The organism is Acuticoccus sp. MNP-M23, assembly GCF_031195445.1.
GTDB lineage: Bacteria > Pseudomonadota > Alphaproteobacteria > Rhizobiales > Amorphaceae > Acuticoccus.
The window spans coordinates 4,539,526-4,560,302 of record NZ_CP133480.1 but is presented as its reverse complement, the minus strand read 5'-3'; the positions used below and the strand labels follow the sequence as shown (position 1 = coordinate 4,560,302).

At 65.4% G+C, this 20,777-nt stretch carries 25 protein-coding genes; 21 read left to right on the top strand and 4 right to left on the bottom strand.

Features of this window, described 5'->3' with window-relative positions; all coding sequences use genetic code 11:
- The first annotated feature begins 191 nt into the window (after positions 1-191).
- The 8 genes from RDV64_RS21005 (at position 192) to RDV64_RS20970 (ending at position 5,478) form a co-directional block, all read left to right on the top strand.
- Complete coding sequence (locus tag RDV64_RS21005) at positions 192-512, top strand: 2Fe-2S iron-sulfur cluster-binding protein (RefSeq protein WP_309196923.1); 321 nt, start codon at positions 192-194, stop codon at positions 510-512.
- A gap of 4 nt (positions 513-516) precedes the next feature.
- Positions 517-1,554, top strand: coding sequence for an NAD(P)/FAD-dependent oxidoreductase (locus RDV64_RS21000; protein WP_309196922.1), 1,038 nt, complete (start codon positions 517-519; stop codon positions 1,552-1,554).
- The gene (locus tag RDV64_RS20995; RefSeq protein ID WP_309196921.1) at positions 1,554-2,303 is read left to right on the top strand and encodes an alpha/beta hydrolase; all 750 of its coding nucleotides are present in this window, start codon (positions 1,554-1,556) and stop codon (positions 2,301-2,303) included. Before RDV64_RS21000 ends, RDV64_RS20995 begins: the two co-directional genes overlap by 1 nt.
- A 78-nt stretch (positions 2,304-2,381) precedes the next feature.
- Positions 2,382-3,197: a serine O-acetyltransferase gene (gene cysE / locus RDV64_RS20990; RefSeq protein WP_309196920.1), complete on the top strand. Its 816-nt coding sequence runs from the start codon at positions 2,382-2,384 to the stop codon at positions 3,195-3,197.
- Positions 3,198-3,380: 183 nt separating this feature from the next.
- Positions 3,381-3,596, top strand: a complete 216-nt coding sequence (locus tag RDV64_RS20985; RefSeq protein ID WP_309196919.1) for a DUF3126 family protein — start codon at positions 3,381-3,383, stop codon at positions 3,594-3,596.
- A gap of 3 nt (positions 3,597-3,599) precedes the next feature.
- Positions 3,600-4,121 carry a gamma carbonic anhydrase family protein gene (locus RDV64_RS20980; RefSeq protein ID WP_309196918.1) on the top strand — a complete coding sequence of 174 codons (522 nt, stop codon included), beginning with the start codon at positions 3,600-3,602 and terminating at the stop codon, positions 4,119-4,121.
- A gap of 84 nt (positions 4,122-4,205) precedes the next feature.
- Positions 4,206-4,988 (top strand): rhomboid family intramembrane serine protease, encoded by a 783-nt coding sequence (locus RDV64_RS20975; protein WP_309196916.1) that lies wholly within the window; start codon positions 4,206-4,208, stop codon positions 4,986-4,988.
- 61 nt (positions 4,989-5,049) lie between these two features.
- A complete protein-coding gene (locus tag RDV64_RS20970) occupies positions 5,050-5,478 on the top strand; it encodes a CBS domain-containing protein (RefSeq protein ID WP_309196915.1) in 429 nt (142 codons plus the stop codon).
- Between the two features lie 50 nt (positions 5,479-5,528).
- Here the strand turns inward: RDV64_RS20970 and hisI are convergent, their stop codons facing one another.
- Positions 5,529-5,927: a phosphoribosyl-AMP cyclohydrolase gene (hisI, locus tag RDV64_RS20965; protein ID WP_309196914.1), complete on the bottom strand. Its 399-nt coding sequence runs from the start codon at positions 5,925-5,927 to the stop codon at positions 5,529-5,531.
- A gap of 62 nt (positions 5,928-5,989) precedes the next feature.
- On the opposite strand from hisI, the gene RDV64_RS20960 reads away from it, so the two are divergent.
- From RDV64_RS20960 to RDV64_RS20920, 9 genes are all read left to right on the top strand, one after another.
- Positions 5,990-6,427 (top strand): iron-sulfur cluster assembly scaffold protein, encoded by a 438-nt coding sequence (locus tag RDV64_RS20960; RefSeq protein ID WP_309196913.1) that lies wholly within the window; start codon positions 5,990-5,992, stop codon positions 6,425-6,427.
- Positions 6,424-6,729: a membrane protein insertion efficiency factor YidD gene (gene yidD, locus RDV64_RS20955; protein ID WP_309196912.1), complete on the top strand. Its 306-nt coding sequence runs from the start codon at positions 6,424-6,426 to the stop codon at positions 6,727-6,729. The genes RDV64_RS20960 and yidD overlap by 4 nt, the downstream gene beginning before the upstream one ends.
- 104 nt (positions 6,730-6,833) lie before the next feature.
- On the top strand, positions 6,834-8,984 hold the full coding sequence (gene thrS, locus RDV64_RS20950; RefSeq protein WP_309196910.1) for a threonine--tRNA ligase: 2,151 nt from the start codon (positions 6,834-6,836) through the stop codon (positions 8,982-8,984).
- A gap of 108 nt (positions 8,985-9,092) precedes the next feature.
- The gene (locus RDV64_RS20945; RefSeq protein ID WP_309196909.1) at positions 9,093-9,551 is read left to right on the top strand and encodes a hypothetical protein; all 459 of its coding nucleotides are present in this window, start codon (positions 9,093-9,095) and stop codon (positions 9,549-9,551) included.
- A gap of 83 nt (positions 9,552-9,634) precedes the next feature.
- Positions 9,635-10,000, top strand: a complete 366-nt coding sequence (locus tag RDV64_RS20940) for a VOC family protein (RefSeq protein ID WP_309196908.1) — start codon at positions 9,635-9,637, stop codon at positions 9,998-10,000.
- Positions 10,001-10,003: 3 nt separating this feature from the next.
- Positions 10,004-10,732 (top strand): YafY family protein, encoded by a 729-nt coding sequence (locus RDV64_RS20935; RefSeq protein WP_309196907.1) that lies wholly within the window; start codon positions 10,004-10,006, stop codon positions 10,730-10,732.
- Positions 10,732-11,808 carry an aldo/keto reductase gene (locus tag RDV64_RS20930; protein WP_309196905.1) on the top strand — a complete coding sequence of 359 codons (1,077 nt, stop codon included), beginning with the start codon at positions 10,732-10,734 and terminating at the stop codon, positions 11,806-11,808. The genes RDV64_RS20935 and RDV64_RS20930 overlap by 1 nt, the downstream gene beginning before the upstream one ends.
- 5 nt (positions 11,809-11,813) lie before the next feature.
- Complete coding sequence (locus RDV64_RS20925) at positions 11,814-12,620, top strand: urease accessory protein UreD (protein ID WP_309196904.1); 807 nt, start codon at positions 11,814-11,816, stop codon at positions 12,618-12,620.
- 12 nt (positions 12,621-12,632) lie between these two features.
- Entirely contained in the window at positions 12,633-12,935 is a 303-nt protein-coding gene (locus RDV64_RS20920; protein ID WP_309196903.1) for an urease subunit gamma, read from the top strand.
- Between the two features lie 13 nt (positions 12,936-12,948).
- Here the strand turns inward: RDV64_RS20920 and RDV64_RS20915 are convergent, their stop codons facing one another.
- The 3 genes from RDV64_RS20915 to RDV64_RS20905 form a co-directional block, all read right to left on the bottom strand.
- Positions 12,949-13,749 (bottom strand): alpha/beta fold hydrolase, encoded by an 801-nt coding sequence (locus RDV64_RS20915; protein ID WP_309196902.1) that lies wholly within the window; start codon positions 13,747-13,749, stop codon positions 12,949-12,951.
- A gap of 236 nt (positions 13,750-13,985) precedes the next feature.
- The gene (locus RDV64_RS20910; RefSeq protein ID WP_309196901.1) at positions 13,986-14,927 is read right to left on the bottom strand and encodes a Gfo/Idh/MocA family oxidoreductase; all 942 of its coding nucleotides are present in this window, start codon (positions 14,925-14,927) and stop codon (positions 13,986-13,988) included.
- A gap of 147 nt (positions 14,928-15,074) precedes the next feature.
- On the bottom strand, positions 15,075-16,670 hold the full coding sequence (locus tag RDV64_RS20905; RefSeq protein ID WP_309196900.1) for a Na/Pi symporter: 1,596 nt from the start codon (positions 16,668-16,670) through the stop codon (positions 15,075-15,077).
- Positions 16,671-17,047: 377 nt separating this feature from the next.
- On the opposite strand from RDV64_RS20905, the gene chvE reads away from it, so the two are divergent.
- From chvE to RDV64_RS20885, 4 genes are all read left to right on the top strand, one after another.
- The gene (gene chvE, locus RDV64_RS20900) at positions 17,048-18,109 is read left to right on the top strand and encodes a multiple monosaccharide ABC transporter substrate-binding protein (RefSeq protein WP_309196899.1); all 1,062 of its coding nucleotides are present in this window, start codon (positions 17,048-17,050) and stop codon (positions 18,107-18,109) included.
- A gap of 141 nt (positions 18,110-18,250) precedes the next feature.
- Positions 18,251-19,765, top strand: coding sequence for a multiple monosaccharide ABC transporter ATP-binding protein (mmsA, locus tag RDV64_RS20895; RefSeq protein ID WP_309199563.1), 1,515 nt, complete (start codon positions 18,251-18,253; stop codon positions 19,763-19,765).
- The gene (locus tag RDV64_RS20890) at positions 19,762-20,169 is read left to right on the top strand and encodes an ACT domain-containing protein (RefSeq protein ID WP_309196898.1); all 408 of its coding nucleotides are present in this window, start codon (positions 19,762-19,764) and stop codon (positions 20,167-20,169) included. Before mmsA ends, RDV64_RS20890 begins: the two co-directional genes overlap by 4 nt.
- Entirely contained in the window at positions 20,166-20,777 is a 612-nt protein-coding gene (locus tag RDV64_RS20885) for a LysE family translocator (RefSeq protein WP_309196897.1), read from the top strand. Before RDV64_RS20890 ends, RDV64_RS20885 begins: the two co-directional genes overlap by 4 nt.

Below are 20,777 nucleotides of genomic sequence, written 5' to 3'. Positions count from 1 at the left end.
TACTCAAACAAGAAAGCCAATTGGGGGGACGGGCGTATGGTTAATTCTGTTAACCCTTGAGCGGATTTGAATAAAATTGCATCAATTGATCCGCTGTTCCGTCCTTACCTGGCCAAGAGCCGCACGAACCGTCGGTCGCTTGACGCAGCCTGCCCATCTTGTATGTCGCGGCGTTAACCGCGCGAGGGACCATGGCAGCAATCAAGTTCATTACGCATGACGGCGAAGAGCACAAGGTGGAGGCCGAACCCGGCTCCACGGTGATGGAGGCGGCAGTTCGCGCCATGGTACCCGGCATCGAAGCCGAGTGCGGGGGGGCCTGTGCTTGCGCCACATGTCATGTTTATGTCGAGTCAAGCTGGCGCGAAGCTGTCGGCGGGCCGTCTCCCATGGAGGAAGACATGCTCGATTTCGCCTACGAAGTGGGCGAAGGCTCCCGGCTTTCCTGCCAGATCAAGGTGACCGACGCGCTTGACGGATTAACCGTCAAAGTGCCGGAACGGCAGGCCTGAAACGATGGATCATCTGGCCGCACACCCCATTGAAACCGATATTCTGATCGTCGGTGCAGGGCCGGTCGGCCTTTTTGCTGTGTTCGAGCTGGGCCTGTTCGACATGCGCTGCCACCTTATCGACATCCTGGACCGGCCAGGGGGGCAGTGTGCAGAGCTCTATCCGGAAAAGCCGATATACGATATTCCGGCGTACCCCTCGATTTCGGCCCAGGGCCTCGTCGACCGGCTGATGGAGCAGATCGCCCCGTTCGAGCCCCAATTCCATTTCGAGCAGATGGTCAGCGCGCTCACCCGGATGGATGACGGCCGTTTTCTGGTGGAAACCGACATCGGCACCCACTTCAAGGCGAAGATTGTCGTGATTGCGGCCGGTGGCGGCTCGTTCCAGCCCAAACGCCCGCCCATTCCGGGCATCGAGCCCTATGAAGGCACCGGCGTCCACTACTCGGTGCGGCGGATGGACGATTTCCGCGGCGAGAACCTCGCCATTGTCGGCGGCGGCGACTCCGCGCTCGACTGGGCGCTCAACCTTCACCCCATCGCAGGCCGCATCACCCTCATCCACAGGCGCGACGAGTTCCGCGCAGCGCCCGACAGCGTCAACAAGATGCGGGCGCTGGTGACGGCCGGCGAGATGGACCTCGTCATCGGCCAGGTCTCCGGCCTTGACGGAGACGACGGCGCGCTCTCCGGCATCACGGTAAAGACGGCGGACGGCCCGGTGGCGCTTCCCGTCACCAAGATGCTGCCATTCTTCGGCCTCACCATGAAGCTCGGTCCCATCGCGGACTGGGGCCTCAACCTGGAATCGAACCTCATCCCGGTGGATACCGAAAAATTCGAGACTTCGGAGCCTGGCATTTTCGCCATCGGCGATATCAACACCTATCCGGGCAAGCTGAAGCTCATCCTGTCCGGTTTTCACGAGGCGGCGCTGATGACGCAGGCGGCCAAGCGGATCTGCGCTCCCGGTGAGCGGATCGTGTTTCAGTACACCACCAGCTCCACCAAGCTGCAGAAAAAGCTGGGCGTCGCCTGATGCCCCAGTTCGACAGCAACGGCGTCACCATCGACTATTCGGACGACGGGGAGGGGCCGCTGATGGTCCTTGTCCACGGCTACGCCTCCAACCGCACCATCAACTGGCACAACACGTCGTGGGTGAAGACGCTGACCGGGGCCGGCTACCGGGTGGTGGCGCTCGATAACAGAGGCCACGGCAAGTCCGAGAAGCTCTACGACAGCGCCGCCTACCAGACCGGCGAGATGGCTGCCGACGTGGTCAGGCTGCTCGACCATCTGGGCGCGGATACTGCGGTGGTGATGGGCTATTCCATGGGCTCGCGGATTGCCGCCTTCACAGCGCTTGCGGCGCCGGAGCGCGTGAGCGCGCTGATCCTGTCCGGCCTTGCCAGCAACCTTGTCGACGGGGTGGACGGCGGCGCGGAGATTGCCGCAGCCATGGAAGCCGGCAGTGTTGCGGACGTGACCGACCCCGGCGCCAGAGCCTTCCGCGTGTTTGCCGAGCAGACGAAGAGCGACCGCAAGGCGCTGGCCGCCTGCATCCGCGCATCCCGCCAGACGCTGAGCGAGGCGCAGGTGCACGAGATCACCGCCCCGACACTGGTGGTGGCCGGTGATAAAGACGACATCGCGGGATCTGCCGAGGGCCTGGCGGCGTTGATGCAAAATGCCGAGCCCGTTTCCCTTCCGGGGCGCGACCACATGACCGCGGTGGGCGACAAGGGGCACAAGGAGGCGGTTCTGGCCTTCCTCAAACGGCACTGAACGAAGGTTTGATCGGACCAGAGGTTGCGAAATGGCCAAAGCGACCGAATATAGGCAGCGAGAGCCGGGGGAGACGCCATGAGCGAGCAGGCCGTCGCACTGTCGCACCACGATCCCGTCTGGCGGATCGTTCGGGAAGACGCGGAGAGCATTGCGCGGCATGAGCCGGCCCTTGGCGGGCTCGTCCATGCCACCGTGCTCGATCAGCCGTCGCTGGAAGAGGCCATTGCCGAGCGCGTTTCGGCGCGGCTTGCGGATGCTGCGCTGCCGGCAACCCACATCCGCCACGCCTTTGCCGATGCGCTCGACGATCAACCGGAACTTGCCGACATTTTCCGCGTCGACATGGTGGCCGTGCGCGACCGCGATGCTGCGTGCGAGCGGCTCATCGAACCGCTCCTATATTTCAAGGGGTTTCATGCGCTGACGGCGCACCGTGTCGCACACTCGCTGTGGACCCGCGGCCGGCGCGATTTCGCACTGATGCTTCAAAGCCGCATGTCTGCCGCGCTCCAGGTGGATATCCATCCAGCAGTGCCGATGGGCCGCGGCATCTTCATCGACCATGGCACCGGCATCGTCATCGGGGCGACCGCGCGGGTTGGCGACGATGTGTCGATGCTGCAGGGCGTCACCCTTGGCGGCACCGGCAAGGAGCGGGGCGACCGCCACCCGAAAATCGGCCGCGGCGTGCTGATTGGTGCCGGCGCCAAGGTTCTCGGCAACTTCTCCATCGGCTCGTGCTCGCGCGTTGCGGCGGGTTCTGTGGTGCTTCAGGCGGTGCCGCCCTGCGTGACGGTGGCCGGCGTTCCTGCCAAGGTCGTGGGTGAAGCCGGGTGCCAGGAGCCTTCGCGGTCCATGCACCAGATCCTCGCGGACCTCTCCCAGCGCTGATCTTCTCTTCCGCGCGCTGTTGATTGCGCGGGGCCATTCGGGCAGCGTAAAATCCAAACCCATCGCACGACCGCGGCGGGGCGCCGGGGCTGTTTCCGGCACCGCGCTCTCGCCCACGGCCTCCGCACCTCGCGGCAGACCGGACCGTGCATGCCGCATGAAGCGGCAGACCAAGGAGTGACTGTGGACAAGAACGAAATCGCGAAGCTCGAAGCATACATGCGCGCGAAGTTCGCGAACGATGCGCTAAATATCCGAGCCCGGCCGCGCAAGGACGATTCCGCGGAAGTCTATCTCGGCGAGGAATTCATCGGCGTGATGTACCGTGACGAGGACGAGGGCGAGCTGTCCTGGAATTTCACGATGGCGATCCTGGAAATGGACGTCGAAGGCGCCTGATCCGTGCCCCTTTACAGCCTGGACGGGGTCGAGCCCGATATTGCGCCCGGCGCATGGGTTGCGCCGACGGCCGTCCTGATCGGGCGCGTCCGTCTGAAAGCCGGCGCCTCCGTCTGGTGGAACGCCGTGCTGCGCGGCGATAATGAGTGGATCGAACTTGGCGAGGGCGCCAATGTCCAGGACGGCGTGGTGTGCCATACCGACATGGGCGCGCCGCTCACCATCGCGCCGCGCGTGACCGTGGGCCACGCGGCCATCCTGCATGGCTGCACCGTGGGTGAGGGGAGCTTGATCGGCATGGGCGCCACCGTTCTCAACCACGCGATCATCGGCAGCCAGTGCCTGATCGGCGCCAGCGCGCTGGTGCCCGAGGGCAGGGAAATTGCACCTCGGACGCTTGCGGTCGGCGCGCCCGCCCGCGCGGTGCGTGAATTGAACGATGCGCAGGTGGATGCCATTGCAGCCGGAACGGCCCGCTATATCGAGAACGCGCGCCGCTACACTGCCTCCTGCCGTGAAATTTGAGCGGGCCCCGATGCCAGTGCGCATGACACCTGACCAGATGCCGGCGGCCCGGCGAAAGCCCTCCGGCACGGACTGGACCGCGGCGTGAACCACATTCCGAACATTCCCCGCCAGGACGAGCCGCCCCGCTGGCAGCGCCCATCCGAGCCGCCGCCCCCGCCTCAGCCGCCGCGCGGACGCGAGCCGATGTTCACCATGCCCACTTCGGTCATCGTGATGATTGCGGTGCTCGGCATTGTCCATGCCCTGCGCTCGCAGCTCTCGTTCGAAGACGATATTGCGGTGCTCGCCTGGTTCGCCTTCATTCCCGCGCGGTATGCCAGCGCCTGGTCGCAGCTGCCGGGCGGCCTTGCAGCGGATGTGTGGACATTCGTCACCTATGCGCTGCTCCACGGTTCGGTGCTGCACATCGTCACCAACGCCATCTGGCTCCTGGCATTCGGGTCGGCGGTGGCCCGGCGTTTCGGCGCATGGAGGTTCTGGGTGTTCTCCGCCGTGGCAGCTGCGGGCGGCGCTGGTCTTCACCTTGTGTTTCACTGGGGCGAGGGCATCCCGGTGGTGGGTGCTTCCGCAGCCATTGCCGGGCTGATGGCGGCGGCCACCCGTTTCGTCTTCGACCGGGACGGACCGCTGGTGTTCGGCAGCGGCGGAAGCGACGCGAAATTCCTCAAACCGGCACGGCCGCTGCTGGTTACGCTGCGCAACCGGCGCGCGCTGGCCTTCATCGTCATCTGGTTTGCCATCAACCTGGCGGTCGGGCTCGGCAGCTCTTACGCCGGCGGGCTATCCATCGCGTGGGAGGCCCATCTGGGCGGCTTTCTGGTCGGCTTGCTTGCGTTCCGCTTGTTCGATCCGGTTCCGCGTTAGGCAGATCTGCAAAATTGGGAGTACAATATCCCATAATCTGAGATTGCAGGGAGTGGCCCCAATGACCGTAAAGGCAGTTCTGAACGAGAAGGGCGGCAGCGTTTTTTCCATGTCGCCGGACGCAACCCTTGCCGATGTCGTGCGTGAGCTGGCAGCGCGCAAGGTCGGCGCCGTGCTTATAACCGAGGGTGACCATCTGGCCGGCATCCTGTCCGAGCGCGATGTGGTGCGCGTTCTTGCCAAGGCCGGCGCCGATGCGCTGAAAACGTCCGCGTCCAGCGTGATGACGGCCAAGGTGGAGACCTGCGGCCTCGACGACATGATCGACGACGTGATGGAGCGCATGACGTCATCGCGCTTCCGCCACATGCCGGTGGTGGACGGTGGCAGCCTGGTGGGCGTCGTCTCCATCGGCGATGTGGTCAAACGCCGGATCGAGGAAGCGGTGCGCGAGCGCGACCAGATGCGCGAGTACATCCACTCGATCTGAATTCGACGGGGGCGCCGGCGCCTGAGGCTGCGCCCCGGCGTCCGCCACCTTCAGCTGTCCGGCTTCAGCGCGCGTTCTGCCGTCACGGTGCGGTAAAAGCAGCTGCGCGCGCCGGTGTGGCACGCACCGCCGTCCCCGCCCACGGTTACGCGCAGGACCAGCGCGTCCTGATCGCAGTCGACCAGAATGCGCTGCACGGTCTGCAGCTGGCCGGAGGTCTCGCCCTTCTTCCACAGCTTTGCGCGCGACCGGCTCCAGTAGTGGGCAATGCCGGTCCGCAGCGTTTCGTCCAGTGCGGCCTCGTTCATGTGCGCCACCATCAGGATGGCGCCATCCCCGTCGTCCTGCGCTATGGCGGTGACCAACCCCGCGGCATCGAATTTCGGGCGAAAAGCGGTGCCGTGCTCCTGCAGCGTCTTGTCGTCGGCAGGGGGGGAGAAGTGGGACATTTCAACTCGTCTTTCGCAGGCCGGTGGGACGCTCTATATATCGGGGGCGCCCGGAGGATGTCATGCTCAGCGATCTCTACAACGAGAAGATCCTGGCCCATGCGGCCAACATTCCGCGCCTTGGCCGTCTGGACAATCCGGACGCCAGCGCGACACACCGCTCGCGCCTGTGCGGATCGCAGGTCACGGTGGATCTCGTGATGCGCGATGGCCGTGTCGCGGACTTTGCGCATGACGTGAAGGCGTGTGCGCTCGGTCAGGCGTCGTCCGCCATCATGGCGCAGACCGTGATCGGCGCCACCACCGAGGAGCTGGAGGCGCTGCTGGCCACCATGACCGCGATGCTGAAGGAGGGCGGGCCGCCGCCCGAAGGCAAGTTTGCAGAGTTCGCGTGTCTCGCGCCGGTGGCCGAGCACAAGTCGCGCCATGCGTCCACGCTGCTCACCTTCGGCGCCACGCTGGAGGCGGCAAAGCAGGCCGCGCTGCATCAGGCGGCGTGAGGCCGGTTGCGGCGGCACTGCGGGGCCTCGTCTTCGCCTACCGTGTGACGCTGAGCCCGTTGATCGGCCGCCAGTGCCGCTATTTCCCCACCTGTTCGGAATATGCCGATGAGGCGCTGCGCCGGCACGGCGCGTGGCGTGGCGGCTGGCTGACGCTGGCGCGGATCCTGCGCTGCAACCCGTTCGGCGCCTCGGGTTTCGACCCCGTGCCGGACCTGCCGCCGGATGCGGCGCGCCGCCCCTGGCGCCACGCCCGCTGGACCGGCCGGCATATCCCGCCAGAGCAAAGGCTGGACCTTTAAGCTCGCACCGGGCGCCGCGCGGGTTTACACGGCGCCTTGCGCACCATTAGGACGACGAAAGCTTACCTGCATTTGTAGGCAGCGAGTGGGCACAGAGAGAGACCATGATCACCATCACATTCCCCGACGGCGCCTCCCGCGAGTATGCGGCCGGCACCACGGGCGCCGAAATTGCGGCGTCCATTTCCAAATCGCTCGCCAAGAAAACTGTCGCGATGAAACTGGACGGCACCGTGGCCGACCTCTCCGACAAGATCGAGCGTGACGCGACACTCCATTTCATCACCCGCGCCGACCCCGAAGCCGTGGAGCTGATCCGCCACGACGCCGCGCACGTGATGGCCGAGGCCGTGCAGAGCCTCTACCCCGGCACCCAGGTCACCATCGGCCCGGTGATCAAGGACGGCTTCTTCTACGATTTTTACCGCGATACGCCCTTCACCACCGACGATCTGCCCAAGATCGAAGCGAAGATGCGCCAGATCATCCAGGCGAACGCCCCGTTCACCAAGGAAGTCTGGTCGCGCGACAAGGCACGGCAGACCTTCGCCGACATGGGCGAGGATTTTAAGGTCGAGCTGGTCGATGCGATCCCCGAGGACCAGAACCTCAACATCTACCGTCAGGGCGAGTGGTTCGACCTTTGCCGCGGGCCGCACATGGCCTCAACCGGCAATGTGGGCGATGCGTTCAAGCTGATGAAGGTGGCGGGCGCATACTGGCGCGGCGATTCGAACCGGCAGATGCTGACGCGCATCTACGGCACTGCCTGGCCGGACAAGAAGGGCCTCGACGCCTATCTCCACATGCTGGAAGAGGCCGAAAAGCGCGACCACCGCCGCCTCGGGCGCGAGATGAACCTCTTCCACTTCCAGGAGGAGGCACCGGGCGCCGTATTCTGGCACGAAAAGGGCTGGCGCGTTTTCCAGGACCTCGTCAACTATGTGCGCCGGCGCAACGAAGCCGCCGGCTACCACGAGGTCAACACGCCCGAGCTGATGGACATTGCGCTGTGGGAGGCTTCCGGCCACGCCGAAAAATTCGGCGACCACATGTATCTCTCCACCACGCCGGACGAGCGCACCTACGCCATCAAGCCGATGAATTGCCCGGGCCACGTCCAGGTCTTCAAGAACGGGCTGCGCTCCTACCGCGAGCTACCGCACAAGGTGGCCGAGTTCGGCAAGGTGCACCGCTATGAGGCGTCGGGCGCGCTCCACGGGCTGATGCGCGTGCGCGCCTTCACCCAGGACGATGCGCACGTGTTCTGCACCGAAGAGCAGATCGCCGCCGAATGTCTGAAGATGAACGACCTCATCCTCTCCATCTACGAGGATTTCGGCTTTCACGACGTCATCATCAAGTTCTCCGACCGGCCGCCGGTGCGCGTTGGCGAGGACCATGTGTGGGATCAGGCCGAGAAGGCGCTGGTGGACGTCCTCAACTCCACCGGCCGCAAGTGGTCCACCAACGTCGGCGAGGGCGCGTTCTACGGGCCGAAGCTCGAATACACGCTGCGCGACGCCATCGGCCGCGAGTGGCAGTGCGGCACCATTCAGGTCGACCTCAACATGCCGGGCCGCCTTGGCGCCTTCTACATCGGCGCCGACGGCGAGAAGCACACGCCCGTCATGCTGCACCGCGCGATGGTCGGCTCGCTGGAGCGTTTCCTCGGAATCCTGATCGAGAACTTTGCCGGCCACATGCCGCTGTGGCTGTCGCCGATGCCGGTCGCCGTCTGCACCATCGTGTCAGAGACCGACGACTACGCGCTCGAAGTGGTTGCGGCGCTGAAGAAAGCCGGGCTGGTTGCCGAGGCGGACCTGCGCAACGAGAAGATCAACTACAAGGTTCGTGAGCATTCCGCCGCCAAGGTGCCGGTGATTCTGGTTGTGGGCGCACGCGAGGCGGAGGAGGGGACGGTCAACATGCGCCGTCTCGGTTCGCGCGACAGCAAGACCATCGCGCTCGACGACGTGGTGAAGATGCTGGCGGACGAGGCGACCCCGCCCGACGTTCGCCGCGAGCGCGCGGAAACCCAGCGCCCCGGTCCCGCCGAGCAGCGGATCGACGTGGTGGAGGTGTTCGAGGGCTTTGTCGTCAACGACGGTGCGGAGGGTCTGTCGTCCGACGTGTTCGAAACGCGCGAGGAGGCGCTGGAGACCGCACGCCGCATCCTCGTCGAACGCGGCGGCGGGATTGCCGTGGTGTCCACCCTTGCGGGCGAGACGACCCGCGTCGACGTCGCCGTCTGACACTCAGATCCACGATCACCCGGCACGCATCTGTGTGCCGGGCAACCTCTGCACTTGACGACTGCGTTGATCCGCCAGAACAATGCGGGAACAAATTCGGAGGTGTTGATGGCTGATCTGGCGGACTATCGTGCAAAATCGGGGCGGCTCGTGCCGGTCTACACCATCGAGGTGCAGACGCTGGCGGAGGATACTGACAGGATCCTCGATGCCGTGATGACGGTGCATCCGCTCAGGTTCGGCCGCTACCAGCGCAATGCCAGCATTTCCGCACCGGGCAGGGAAACGGCCCAGCCCGAACCCGGCTCCACCACAACCACGCATGTGGACGGGTTCGCGGCCGGCACCACCGAGACCTACCCCATGGTCGAGCTGAAGATCTCCATCGACCGTGACGCCCAGGCGCTGGAAGCGGTGATGGACGCCATCATCGGCGCCCACCACTACGAGGAGCCGGTGATCTTCGTGCGCGAGGACTGGGCAAGCCGCGCCGCCTATGACCCCAACAGCAACAATCCCAACAGGTGGTGGAACAACGGGCGCGGACTTCCGGCGCGGATTGATTGATTGCAGCACCACACTCCTGACAGAATGGTGTCAGGAGGGGTGTGGCATCACGGGTCCAGGCAACACCAGCAAGGAGAACGCCAGTGACCATTGAACACCGCATCGTCTGGGCCGAAATTCCCGCCGCCGACTTTGGCCGCGCCAAGGCTTTTTACGCCGCCGTTCTCGGCGAAACGCTCATTGACGAGGAGGGCGGGCCGAACCCGATCGCGCTGCTCCCCTATGGCGGCAAGGGCGGCCGCTCGGCCAACATCTACCCCGGCACGCCCGCAACGGCCGGCGCCGGACCGACCATCCACCTTGCGGTGGAGTGCAAGCTTGCCGAAGCGATGACCCGCATCAAGGGCGCCGGCGGCCAGGTGGTCAGCGACGTCATCACCATCCCGGCGGGCAGCTTCTTTTATGGCATCGACACCGAGGGCAACTCCATCGGCATCTTCGAGGGCTGATCGATGCGCAGGGCCGACCGCCTCTTCCAGATCGTGCAATATCTGAGGGGCGGCCGGCTCGTCACCGCGGCATCGCTCGCAGCGCGGCTGGAGGTCAGCGAACGCACCATCTACCGCGATATTGCCGACCTCCAGTCCACCGGCGTGCCGGTGGATGGCGAGGCGGGCGTCGGCTACGTCATGCGCGGCGGCTTCGAGCTGCCGCCGCTGATGTTCACCCGCGACGAGATTGTCGCGCTTGTCGCGGGGGCGCGCATGGTGCGCAGCTGGGGCGGGATTGCCATGGCGCGCGCGGCGGAGGAGGCGCTGGTCAAGATCGAAGCGGTGATCCCGCAGGGCGACCGCGGGCGGGCGCTGGAAGCCAAGATCTTTGCCAATGGCTACGGCATGAGCGAGGCCGTGCGCGCCGACGTGGACACTGCCGAACGGGCCATCGAAGACAGCGCCGTTCTCGCCTTTGCCTATACGGATGAGAATGGCGCTGCGACCACCCGCGAAGTCCATCCGCTGGGCCTCTGGTTCTGGGGCAAGGTGTGGACGCTGGTCGCCTGGTGCGAGCTCAGGGACGATTTCCGCATGTTCCGGCTCGACAGGATCGGCCAATTGCACTTGGCTGGGCGAACGTTCAAGAAGTCCCCCGAACGTGCACTCGCCACCTTCATGCGCCAGCTCGAAACCTGCCAGCGTGAGCGGCCCCGCCCGATAACGCCGCCACGGGAAAGCGACCCTTGATGAAAACCACGTTCCTCGGCAGCACCGGCCTGCGCGTTTCCGAATATTGCCTCGGCACCATGACCTTCGGCACGGAAACAGGATGGGGCGCCGACGAGGCTGAGGCGCAGCGCATCTTTGCCGCCTACACCGATGCCGGCGGCAATTTCATCGACACCGCCAACGCCTACACCGGTGGTACTGCGGAACGGATGGTCGGCAAGTTCGTGGCCGGAATGCGCGACAGCTACGTGATCGCGACCAAGTACACCATCTCCGAGGACAAGGCCGACCCCAACGGCGGCGGCAACCACCGCAAGAGCCTTGCCCGTGCCATCGACGCCAGCCTCAAGCGCCTCGGCACCGACCACATCGACCTTTATTACGCCCACATGTTCGACGGGTTCACCCCCATCGAGGAGGTGATGCGCGCGCTGGACGACGCGGTGCGCGCAGGGAAGATCCTGTACGTCGGCCTGTCGGATTTTCCGGCGTGGATGGTTTCGCGCGCCGACCTTTATGCCGAGATGGCCCGGCTCACCCGGCCGGCCTGCATCCAGATCGAGTACAACCTTGCCATGCGCGAGGGGGACCGCGAGCTGGTCCCCATGGCCGACGCGCTCGGCCTTTCGGTGCTCGACTGGTCGCCGCTGGGGGGCGGGGCGCTCACCGGCAAGCTGGTCCGCCCGGACCCTGAGGAGAATTACGAAGGCCGCGTCGCCACCTCCGCCGTGGCCCGCACGTTCGACAAGTACAAGTCGGACACCGCCAACCGGCTCGTCAGCGTGCTGATTGCCTGCGCCGAGGAGATTGGCACCACGCCGGCCCGTCTGGCGCTGGCCTGGTTGCGCGCAAAGTCCGACATGCACATTCCGGTGGTGGGCGCCCGCTCTGCCCGGCATGTGGCAGACAATCTGAAAGCGGCTGACCTGATTGTGCCGGAGGACGTGATGGCCGTGCTGGAAGAGGCAAGCGCGATCCCGCTGGGCTTCCCCACCGCGTTTATCCGCAACGGGCAGCAGGCCTGGTTCGCGGACCAGCCGCAGCGGCTCGACCCGCGCGCTCGTCCCGTCGGCCGCCGCTTCCTCGGCCTTTGACCGGCGTGGACGCGGTTTCTGCGCCACTTGTCTACCAGCGTGCCACGGGCGATGTGCGCATCACGCTGGACGACGATCGCGGCCGGCCGCGACTTGCGCGCTCCTACCAGTCCGGCTCCGGCAAGCTGCGCTTTCCGCGCGTTGCGTCCGGCATGGAAGCGATGGTGCTCAACACCGCCGGTGGCCTTGCGGGAGGCGATGTGTTTTCGCTTGAGGTCGATGTCGCGGCCCACGCGCTGACCACCTCCACCCAGGCCAGCGAGCGGATCTACCGCGCCGAAGGCGGACGGGCGAGCGTCGTCCAGACACTGCGCGTGGCGTCCGGCGCAACACTCCGCCACATGCCGCAGCCGACAATCCTGTTTGACGGCTCGGGCCTCACCCGCCGCACCAATGTGAATCTGGAGGAGGGAGCGCGCCTCACATTCTGCGAAGGCATGGTGCTTGGCCGGCAGGCCATGGGCGAGACCGTCAACACCCTCCACTTGCGCGACTGGACCGAGGTGCATCTGGCCGGAAGGCTCGTCTTTGCCGATGCCGTGCGCCTCGACACGGCGGACCTTGCGCGAACCGGCAACCCGGCGCTGCTGGGGGACAACCTTGCCTTCGGGCTGGTGCTCCACCGCGGTCCGGACCTTGCAGGGGCGCGGGACAGTCTTGCAGCGGTGCTCCGCCATGGCGGCGCGAGCGTTGTGGCGGGCATTCTGGTCGTCAGACTGCTTGCGCCTTCGCATGGTGCGCTACAGGATGAACTGGCGCGTGTCGTCACCCACCTCAGCGGCGCGCCACCGCCCCGCGCCTGGCAACTCTGAAGAGACCGACCCATGAACCTTTCCCCCCGCGAGAAAGACAAGCTCCTGATCGCCATGGCAGCCGAAGTTGCCCGAAAGCGCCGTGAGCGGGGCGTCAAGCTGAACTACCCCGAAGCCATCGCCCTCATTTCGGACTTTGTGGTGGAAGGCGCGCGAGACGGTCGTTCGGTGTCCGACCTGATGGAAGCCGGCGCCCGCGTCCTCACCCGCGACGAGGTGATGGACGGCATTGCCGAGATGATCCACGACGTGCAGGTGGAGGCGACCTTCCCGGACGGCACCAAGCTCGTCACCGTCCACGAGCCGATCCGCTAGAGCGAGAAACGCTCTAGCGCTCCACCGCTTCCAGAAACGCCATGATCGTCCGGTTGAATGCGTCCGGCCGCTCGACGTTCGACAGATGGCCCGCCCCGTCCAGCACCGCGACGGTGCTGCCCGGAATGCGGGCCGCAATCTCCCGCGCCATGGATGGCGGCGTGATCCGGTCGTGCTGGCCGGTGAGAACCAGCGCCGGCACGCGCACATTGTCGAGCTTGGGTGTCATGTCGTCCTCCACCGAGCCGGTCACGGTCTTGATGTAGCTTTCCCGCCGGACGGCGCCCATCGAGGCGGTCAGGAGCCCGAGCGTTTCGGCGTCGGTGGGATCGCCGATCAGCGTGCGCGCGATGGCCGGCGCAAGTTCATCCATTGTCGCGCCCGCCAGAAGTGGATCGCGCCGGCTTTGCACAAAGCGCTTGCGCACCTTTTCAGGATAGTGGCCGAAGCCGAGGTGGGTGTCGCACAGCGTCAGCGAAGCAACGCGCGCCGGGTGCGCTGCATGAAAGTGCGCCGCAATTCGCCCGCCCAGCGAGAGGCCGACCAGATGCGCCGTTGCCGCGTCCATCCGGTCCAGAACGGCGGCAAGATCGGCAACGGCGTCCGCAAAGCGGAACGGGCCGTCATAATCGTCGCTTTCGCCATAGCCGCGGGCGTCCCAGCCTAGTGCGGTAAATTTTTCAGCAACTGCGGGAAGGTTGCCGCGCCAGTTCGTGCGATTGCCGCCAATTCCGTGAAGGAAAACCACAAGCGGGCCGCTGCCCTGCCATTCGATCGCAATGCGCGGGCGCGCGCCCACATGGTCGAACGCCATCAGCCCGCAGGCCTTGCGAGCCGCACACCGCTGTCTGCCGCAAGGACCGGTTCCTTGAACGCCATTGTCGTCTCCGTCTTCGCTCGGGCCTTGCCGCAGTTGGTGGGGCCCGTCTGCCGGTGGCATGGCGTTCACGGCCACCCATCAGGCGGATGTGCCCCCCGGTGCCATCGGCAACCTTCTCCTTCAGGCGCGGCATGGGCCTATTGAGGCCGCACTGCGGCAAGCGGGCAGTGTCAGGCCCCGGGCGCGGGGATGCTTTCGTCAAACGGGCCGACCGTGTGGTGGTCTGCAAGGAGGAAGCAGTCTGCCACGTGGGCAAGGGGGGTGACGTCCACGTCGCTTCGCCCGGCGCGCACGAGACCGGCAAACAGCGCGTAAAGGTTTGCGTATTCAGTCTCCGGCTCGTCCACCAGCACCGTGCCGTCGTGGGACAGGATCGCGCCGCCTTTTTGCATGTGGAAGGTGCCGGCCCCGGTCTCCACCACAATGTCCCAGGTGGGCGGGTCGGGCTGGTCGAAGCTGGCGTCGCAGTGGATCTCGACGCCTTCGGTGTCCTTGAACAGCACTTGCGCTGCGATGGGCTGCGCGCAGTTGGACGGGGTTTCGAACCTTGAGGACACCGCGCGGAACGGCCGGGGCAGAATGTAGGTGAGGATTGAGAATGCGTTGATGAGAGGGTCGAACACGCCGTAGCCGCCGGGCTCCCAGATCCAGCTCTGGCCGGGATGGTACACGCGCACGTCCTCGCGCCAGGTGACGTTCACCCTGGTGGGCGGGGTGGAGAACAGGCGCTGGCGCAATGTCTCCACGCCGGGGGCATAGCGCGAATGCCAGCTTGCCAGCAGCGTCACCCCGGCGTCTCTCGCCGCCGCCTCCAGCGCGTGCACCTCCGACACGGTGACCCCCGGCGGTTTCTCCAGAAAGACGTGCTTGCCGGCGGCGATGGCCTCGCGTGCCATGTCGAACCGCGGTTCAGGCGGCACGCACAGCACCACCGCTTCAATCTCCGGCGACCCCTCCAGCATATCTGTGAGGTTGGTGTAGCTGGCGATGCCGGGGAGGGTGCCGTGGCGGCTTGCAGCGGCCACGAGGGCAAGGTCCGGGTTGCTCTCGATGGCAGGCACGTGCGCCTTGCGGGCAATCGCCCCGATTCCGACCAGTCCGAGTTTCAGCATCGGGAAATCTCCGTCCTCGCGATTTGGCGATCCATGCCCCGCCTGAGCCGGCCGGGAAAGACCCGGCTGACAGACCATGCCAGACTTCTTCTGACAATCCGGCGCATCCGGCGGCGGGTGCACACCGACTGCGCCTGGCGATTGTGGCTACACGGTCCCCGGCAGCATGTCGTTCTTGAGGCGCCGGAGGCGCCACATGGAGCGTTCGAACAAGGTCGTGATATCGAGGAGGGCGAGGCGGACTGCTGCCGGGGGGCCGTCCGAATCCGCAAGGAACCGCTCGCGCACACCCGCAACGCTGTTGCCGCGCTCGGCGACCAGGGTGGCCAGCATCTGGCGCAGCTCGGTGTCGTCCGGCGTTTCCAGCGCGTCGAGCAGGACGAGGCGCGCCGTATCCGCAGCCTCCATCACCGTCAGCCTGAAATCGTCCACCACCGGGCCGCCGCGCGGCGCAAACGACGCCAGCTCGCCAAAGGTGAACGCAAGGTCTTCGAGCTGGTGCTGGTTTTCGAGGCGGGTGTGCAGCCGGTCGGCAAACTCGGCATCTGCCGGGTCGCTGGCGATCGCCTTCATGTAGGCGTTGATCTCCTTCAGCACCGCGTTGATCCGGTCGCGCTCCACGGCGGCAACCTCGACACGGGCATCGGGGTCGCTGTTGCGGCCGACATCGGAAAGACGCCCGATGAGATTGAGCACCCGTTCCTGTTCGCGCTCCACCAGCGCAAGCGCCAGCACCGGGTTGCGCAGAACGTGGTCGTCCAGATACATCGCCCGCCCTGCGGCAGCGCCCGCATCCTCCGGGTAGCGCCGGGCCAGCCACCGGCCCAGCGGCCCGGAAAAGATGAACGCCACCACCGCCGCCACCAGATTGAACATGATGTACGCGGTGACCACCTGCAGCCCCGGCGACGGGACCAGATATTTCAGGGCGGCCAGCACCAGCGGCACATCCCCCCAAACCTCGATGAAGAACAGGGGGAGGAGAACGATCGCGCCAAGGAAGTTGAAGATGACACTGAAGCCTGCCACCTGCCGCGCCGCCCCGCGCAACTGGACGCTGAGGAGCGCCAGGGACAGAGAAGACCCGATATTGACCGCGTAGGTGAGCATGATCGCGCTCTCGTAGTTCAGCAGCCCTTCCCGGTAGAGGGACATGGTGAGGATCGCGATTGCGACTGAGCCCTGGACGAGGACGGCAAGGATGGTTCCCCCCACCAGAGCGAGAAGGGGCGACGATCCTGCGGTGGTGATGGCGCTGGCGAAATCGGGATCGTCGGCAAAGGGCAGGGCGCCGGTGTTGACGAGGTCGAGGCCGAGAAACAGGAGCGCCGCGCCCAGCAGCACGCCGGTGACATGCCGCAGCGACGGGAACTGCTCCGTGGCAAGGATGTAGCCGGCGACCCCGAGGACGAAGAGGACGCCAGGCCGGATGTTGAGCGAGGCGAAGAGCGGAAGAAGCGTCCCGCCCACGTTCCCGCCGATGATGATCGGCAGAGCCGAGCTCAGATTTATCATGCCGGCCGAGAGCAGGCCGACGCAGATGAACGTGATGCCCGCAAGACTTTGCGATACACCGCCGACGACGAGGCCAACAGAAAACGCGCGCACCCGGTTGTTGGTGGCATTGCGGATCAGTGACTGGACGCGGCGGGTGGCAAGACCCCGAAGGTTGGCCCCGAGAAGATGCACCCCGTACAGGAAAAGACCGAGCCCGGCGATGATTTCCATGAACGAAGTCAGCATAGACAGTGCAACCTTTGAAGGATCAATTTCGGGCGCCGGATGCGGCCGGCCCGGATGAACGAGCGCATCCTTTAACCCTGCGCAAGTCTGACCTGATGTAAAGATTAGACTTTCCGCGTACGTGACATTGTACACGCCCCGCTGGCGCATGCGCACGCCCGGATCCGCAATGGCTCACCAACCGATTTATTCTACCAGGGATCCGGCTGCTGTTTTCCTTGATTAACGACAGCGTTATCGTCCGGCGCCAATTCGTCCGATATTTCATTTGCCCGTCGTTAAAACCCATGGTTTAGGTCCGGCGACGTTCGTCCCGGCTGTCGATGTTATCGTTTGCATCCTGCGGACCGGGCGCCGAAACACGAGGGGAGGACCCAATGAAGAAGACAATCATTCTCGCCGCAGCTGCGGTTGCTGTGGCTGGCGCGGCGACAGCGCCCGCTTTCGCCCAGGACAAGGGCACCATCGGCATTGCGATGCCCACCAAGTCGTCGACCCGCTGGATTTCCGACGGCGATTCCATGGTGAAGCAGTTCGAGGAAGCCGGCTACGAGACCATTCTCCAGTACGCCGAAGACGACATTCCGACCCAGCTCTCCCAGGTGGAGAACATGCTGGTGCGCGGCGTCGACGCCATGGTGATTGCCGCCATCGACGGCACCACCTTGTCCAACGTCCTCGCCAATGCGGCTGCCATGGATGTGCCCGTGGTCGCCTATGACCGCCTCATCCGCGATTCGGGCGATGTCAGCTATTACACCACGTTCGACAACTTCAAGGTTGGCGTGCAGCAGGCCCAGTCCCTGGTCGACGCGCTCGACATGGACAATTGCGACCCCTGCAACATCGAGCTGTTCGGCGGCTCGCCCGACGACAACAACGCCTTCTTCTTCTACGACGGTGGCATGAGCGTGCTGCAGCCGCTGATCGATTCGGGCAAGCTGAACGTGAAGTCCGGCCAGACCGGCATGGACGTGGTCGGCACCCTGCGCTGGGACGGTTCGGTCGCTCAGGCCCGGATGGATAACCTCCTCAGCGCCTACTACACCGACGACACCGTGGACGCCGTGCTCTCCCCCTACGACGGCCTGTCCATCGGCATCATCTCCTCGCTGAAGGGTGTCGGCTATGGTTCGGGCGATCAGCCGATGCCGGTGATTTCCGGCCAGGATGCGGAGATCCCGTCGCTGAAGGCCATCCAGGCCGGTGACCAGACCTCCACGGTGTTCAAGGACACCCGCGAGCTGGCCAAGGTGACCGTTGCGCTGGTCGACGACATCCTCAACGACCGCGAGCCCACCATCAACGACACCGAAACCTACGACAACGGTGTGAAGGTGGTCCCGTCCTACCTTCTTGAGCCGGTGTCGGTGACGAAGGACAATATCGAGTCTACCGTCATCTCCAGCGGTTATTATACAGCTGATCAGCTGAAATAATTGCGCCATGGCCGGGGGCGCCGACTGTGCGCCGCCCCCGGTCTTTCGACCACCCGTGCCGATGGGCGCGAACGTGCCTTTTGGGAGTGACCGGTGAGCGTTGCGGAACGGATAGAGCCAGAAGCCGACACAATTCTGGAGATGCGCGGCATCACCAAGCGCTTCGTCGGCGTCACTGCGCTGAGCGATGTCACGTTTTCGGTCACCCGCGGCGAGATCCACGCCGTGGTCGGCGAAAACGGCGCCGGCAAGTCCACGCTGATGAAGGTGCTGTCCGGCGTTTACGGCCACGGCAGCTACGACGGCGAGATCATCTACGAGGGCGAGAGCCAGAAATTCCGCTCGCTGGCCGAGTCCGAGAAGGTCGGCATCGTCATCATCCATCAGGAGCTGGCGCTGGTGCCGCTCCTGTCCATTTCTGAAAACATCTTTCTGGGCAACGAGCAGTCCTCCCGCGGCGTCATCGACTGGAACGCCACGCACAAGCGCACCGCAGAGCTTCTGGCGCGCGTCGGCCTTTCCGAAAATCCGCGCACCCGCGTCGGCGACCTTGGCCTTGGCAAGCAGCAGCTCGTCGAAATTGCCAAGGCGCTCGCCAAGGACGTGAAGCTTCTCATTCTGGATGAGCCCACCTCCAGCCTCAACGAAGCCGACAGTGCCGCGCTCCTCGACCTGCTGCTGGAGTTCAAGGCCAAGGGGATCTCCTCGATCCTCATTTCCCACAAGCTCAACGAGATCGAGAAGGTGGCCGACACCGTCACCATTATTCGCGATGGCGAGGTTGTGTCGACGCTGGCCGCTCACGGCGGCGAGGTGACCGAGGAGCGGGTGATCCGCGACATGGTCGGCCGCGACCTGTCGGACCGCTTTCCCCAGCGAGACCTCGACCGGCCGCTGGGTGAGGTTCTGTTCGAGGTCCGGAACTGGACCGTGCACGACCCCGCCCACCCCGAGCGCCGTGCGGTCGACGATGTATCGCTCAACGTGCGCGCTGGCGAAATCGTCGGCATCTCGGGCCTGATGGGGGCAGGGCGGACCGAACTTGCCATGAGCCTTTTCGGCGGCACCTACGGGCGCAACATTTCGGGCGAGGCCTTTATCGGCGGCGAGCGGCTCGACACGTCTTCGGTGCACCGGGTGGTGGATGCGGGCCTTGCCTACGTCACCGAGGACCGCAAGCAGTACGGTCTGGTGCTGGACGATTCCATTCAGCGCAACATCCCGCTGGCGCGGCTGGAGGGGGTGTCCGACAACGGCATCATCTCCGACGCCAGGGAGCTGGCCGTCGCCCGCGAATATCGCGACAAGCTGAAGATCAAGTCGTCCTCCGTGCGGCAGGCTGCCGTCAATCTTTCGGGCGGCAACCAGCAGAAGGTAGTGCTGTCCAAGTGGCTCTTCACCGAGCCCAAGGTCCTGATCCTCGACGAGCCCACCCGCGGCATCGACGTTGGCGCCAAGTTCGAAATCTACACGATCATCCACCAGCTGGCGGCGGAGGGACGGGCGGTGATCGTCATCACGTCCGAGCTGCCGGAGATCCTCGGCGTGTGCGACCGGGTCTATGTGATGAACGAGGGCAGGTTTGTGGGCGAGCTGCCGATCCGCGAGGCCAGCCAGGAAAAGATCATGCAGATGATTATCCGCGCGTCCCGATGATCGCGCTGGCAAGGCCGTCCGATCTTGGCCTGACTGCCCTTTCCGGCGACTATGGCGTGGCACGGCTGGCGGACGGCGCCGGTGTGCCGGGCTGGCTGGCCGGCGAGGGGGTGTTTGCCCTGGTGGGCGACGGGTCTCTTACAGCGGTCTGCCGGTCCGACCGCATTCCCGCCGGTGTGGAGCAGGAGGGGCCGTGGGCCGCTTTCCGCGTCACCGCAGCGGGGGCGCTGGATGCGCCGGGCGTCGTGCGGGCCGTGACCGCGCCGGTGGCCGAGGCAGGGCTTGGCATCTTCGTCCTCTCCACCTTCGAGCGCGATGTGGTGCTGGTGAAGACGGCAACGCGCGAGGCGGCATGTGCCGCCTGGGCGGACGCAGGGTTCAAGCTTCAGGAGGCGGACGAATGAGCATCGAATTTCTGGTGACGGCGCTGGTGGTGGTGCTGCTCCCCGGCACAGGGGTGATCTACACGCTGGCGATCGCGCTGGGCCGCGGCTTTCGCGCGTCGTGCATTGCAGCGCTCGGCTGCACGCTGGGGATCGTGCCGCACATCTTCGCCTCCGTGGTGGGGCTCGCGGCGCTCCTTCACACCTCGGCGACGCTGTTCCAGGCGGTGAAGATCCTCGGCGTCCTCTATCTCTTCTATATGGCATGGGGCATTGCCCGCGAGGGCGGCGCGCTGTCGGTCAAGGCGAACGCTGCGCCGGTGCGGGCTGTCAGGCTGGTGCGCGACGGGATCTTCCTCAACGTCCTCAACCCCAAGCTCTCGCTCTTCTTCCTTGCCTTCCTGCCGCAGTTCGTGCCGGCGGATGCGGCGCGGCCAACTCTGGAGATGCTGGGGCTGGCCGCTGTGTTCATGGCGATGACGTTCGGCGTTTTCGTCCTTTATGGCGCGGCTGCCGCGCTGGCGCGCGACTATGTGCTCTCGCGCCCTTCGGTCATGCGCTGGCTGCGCCGCTCGTTCGCGGCAAGCTTCGCGCTTCTCGGTGTTAAACTCGCGCTCTCCGAGCGCTGA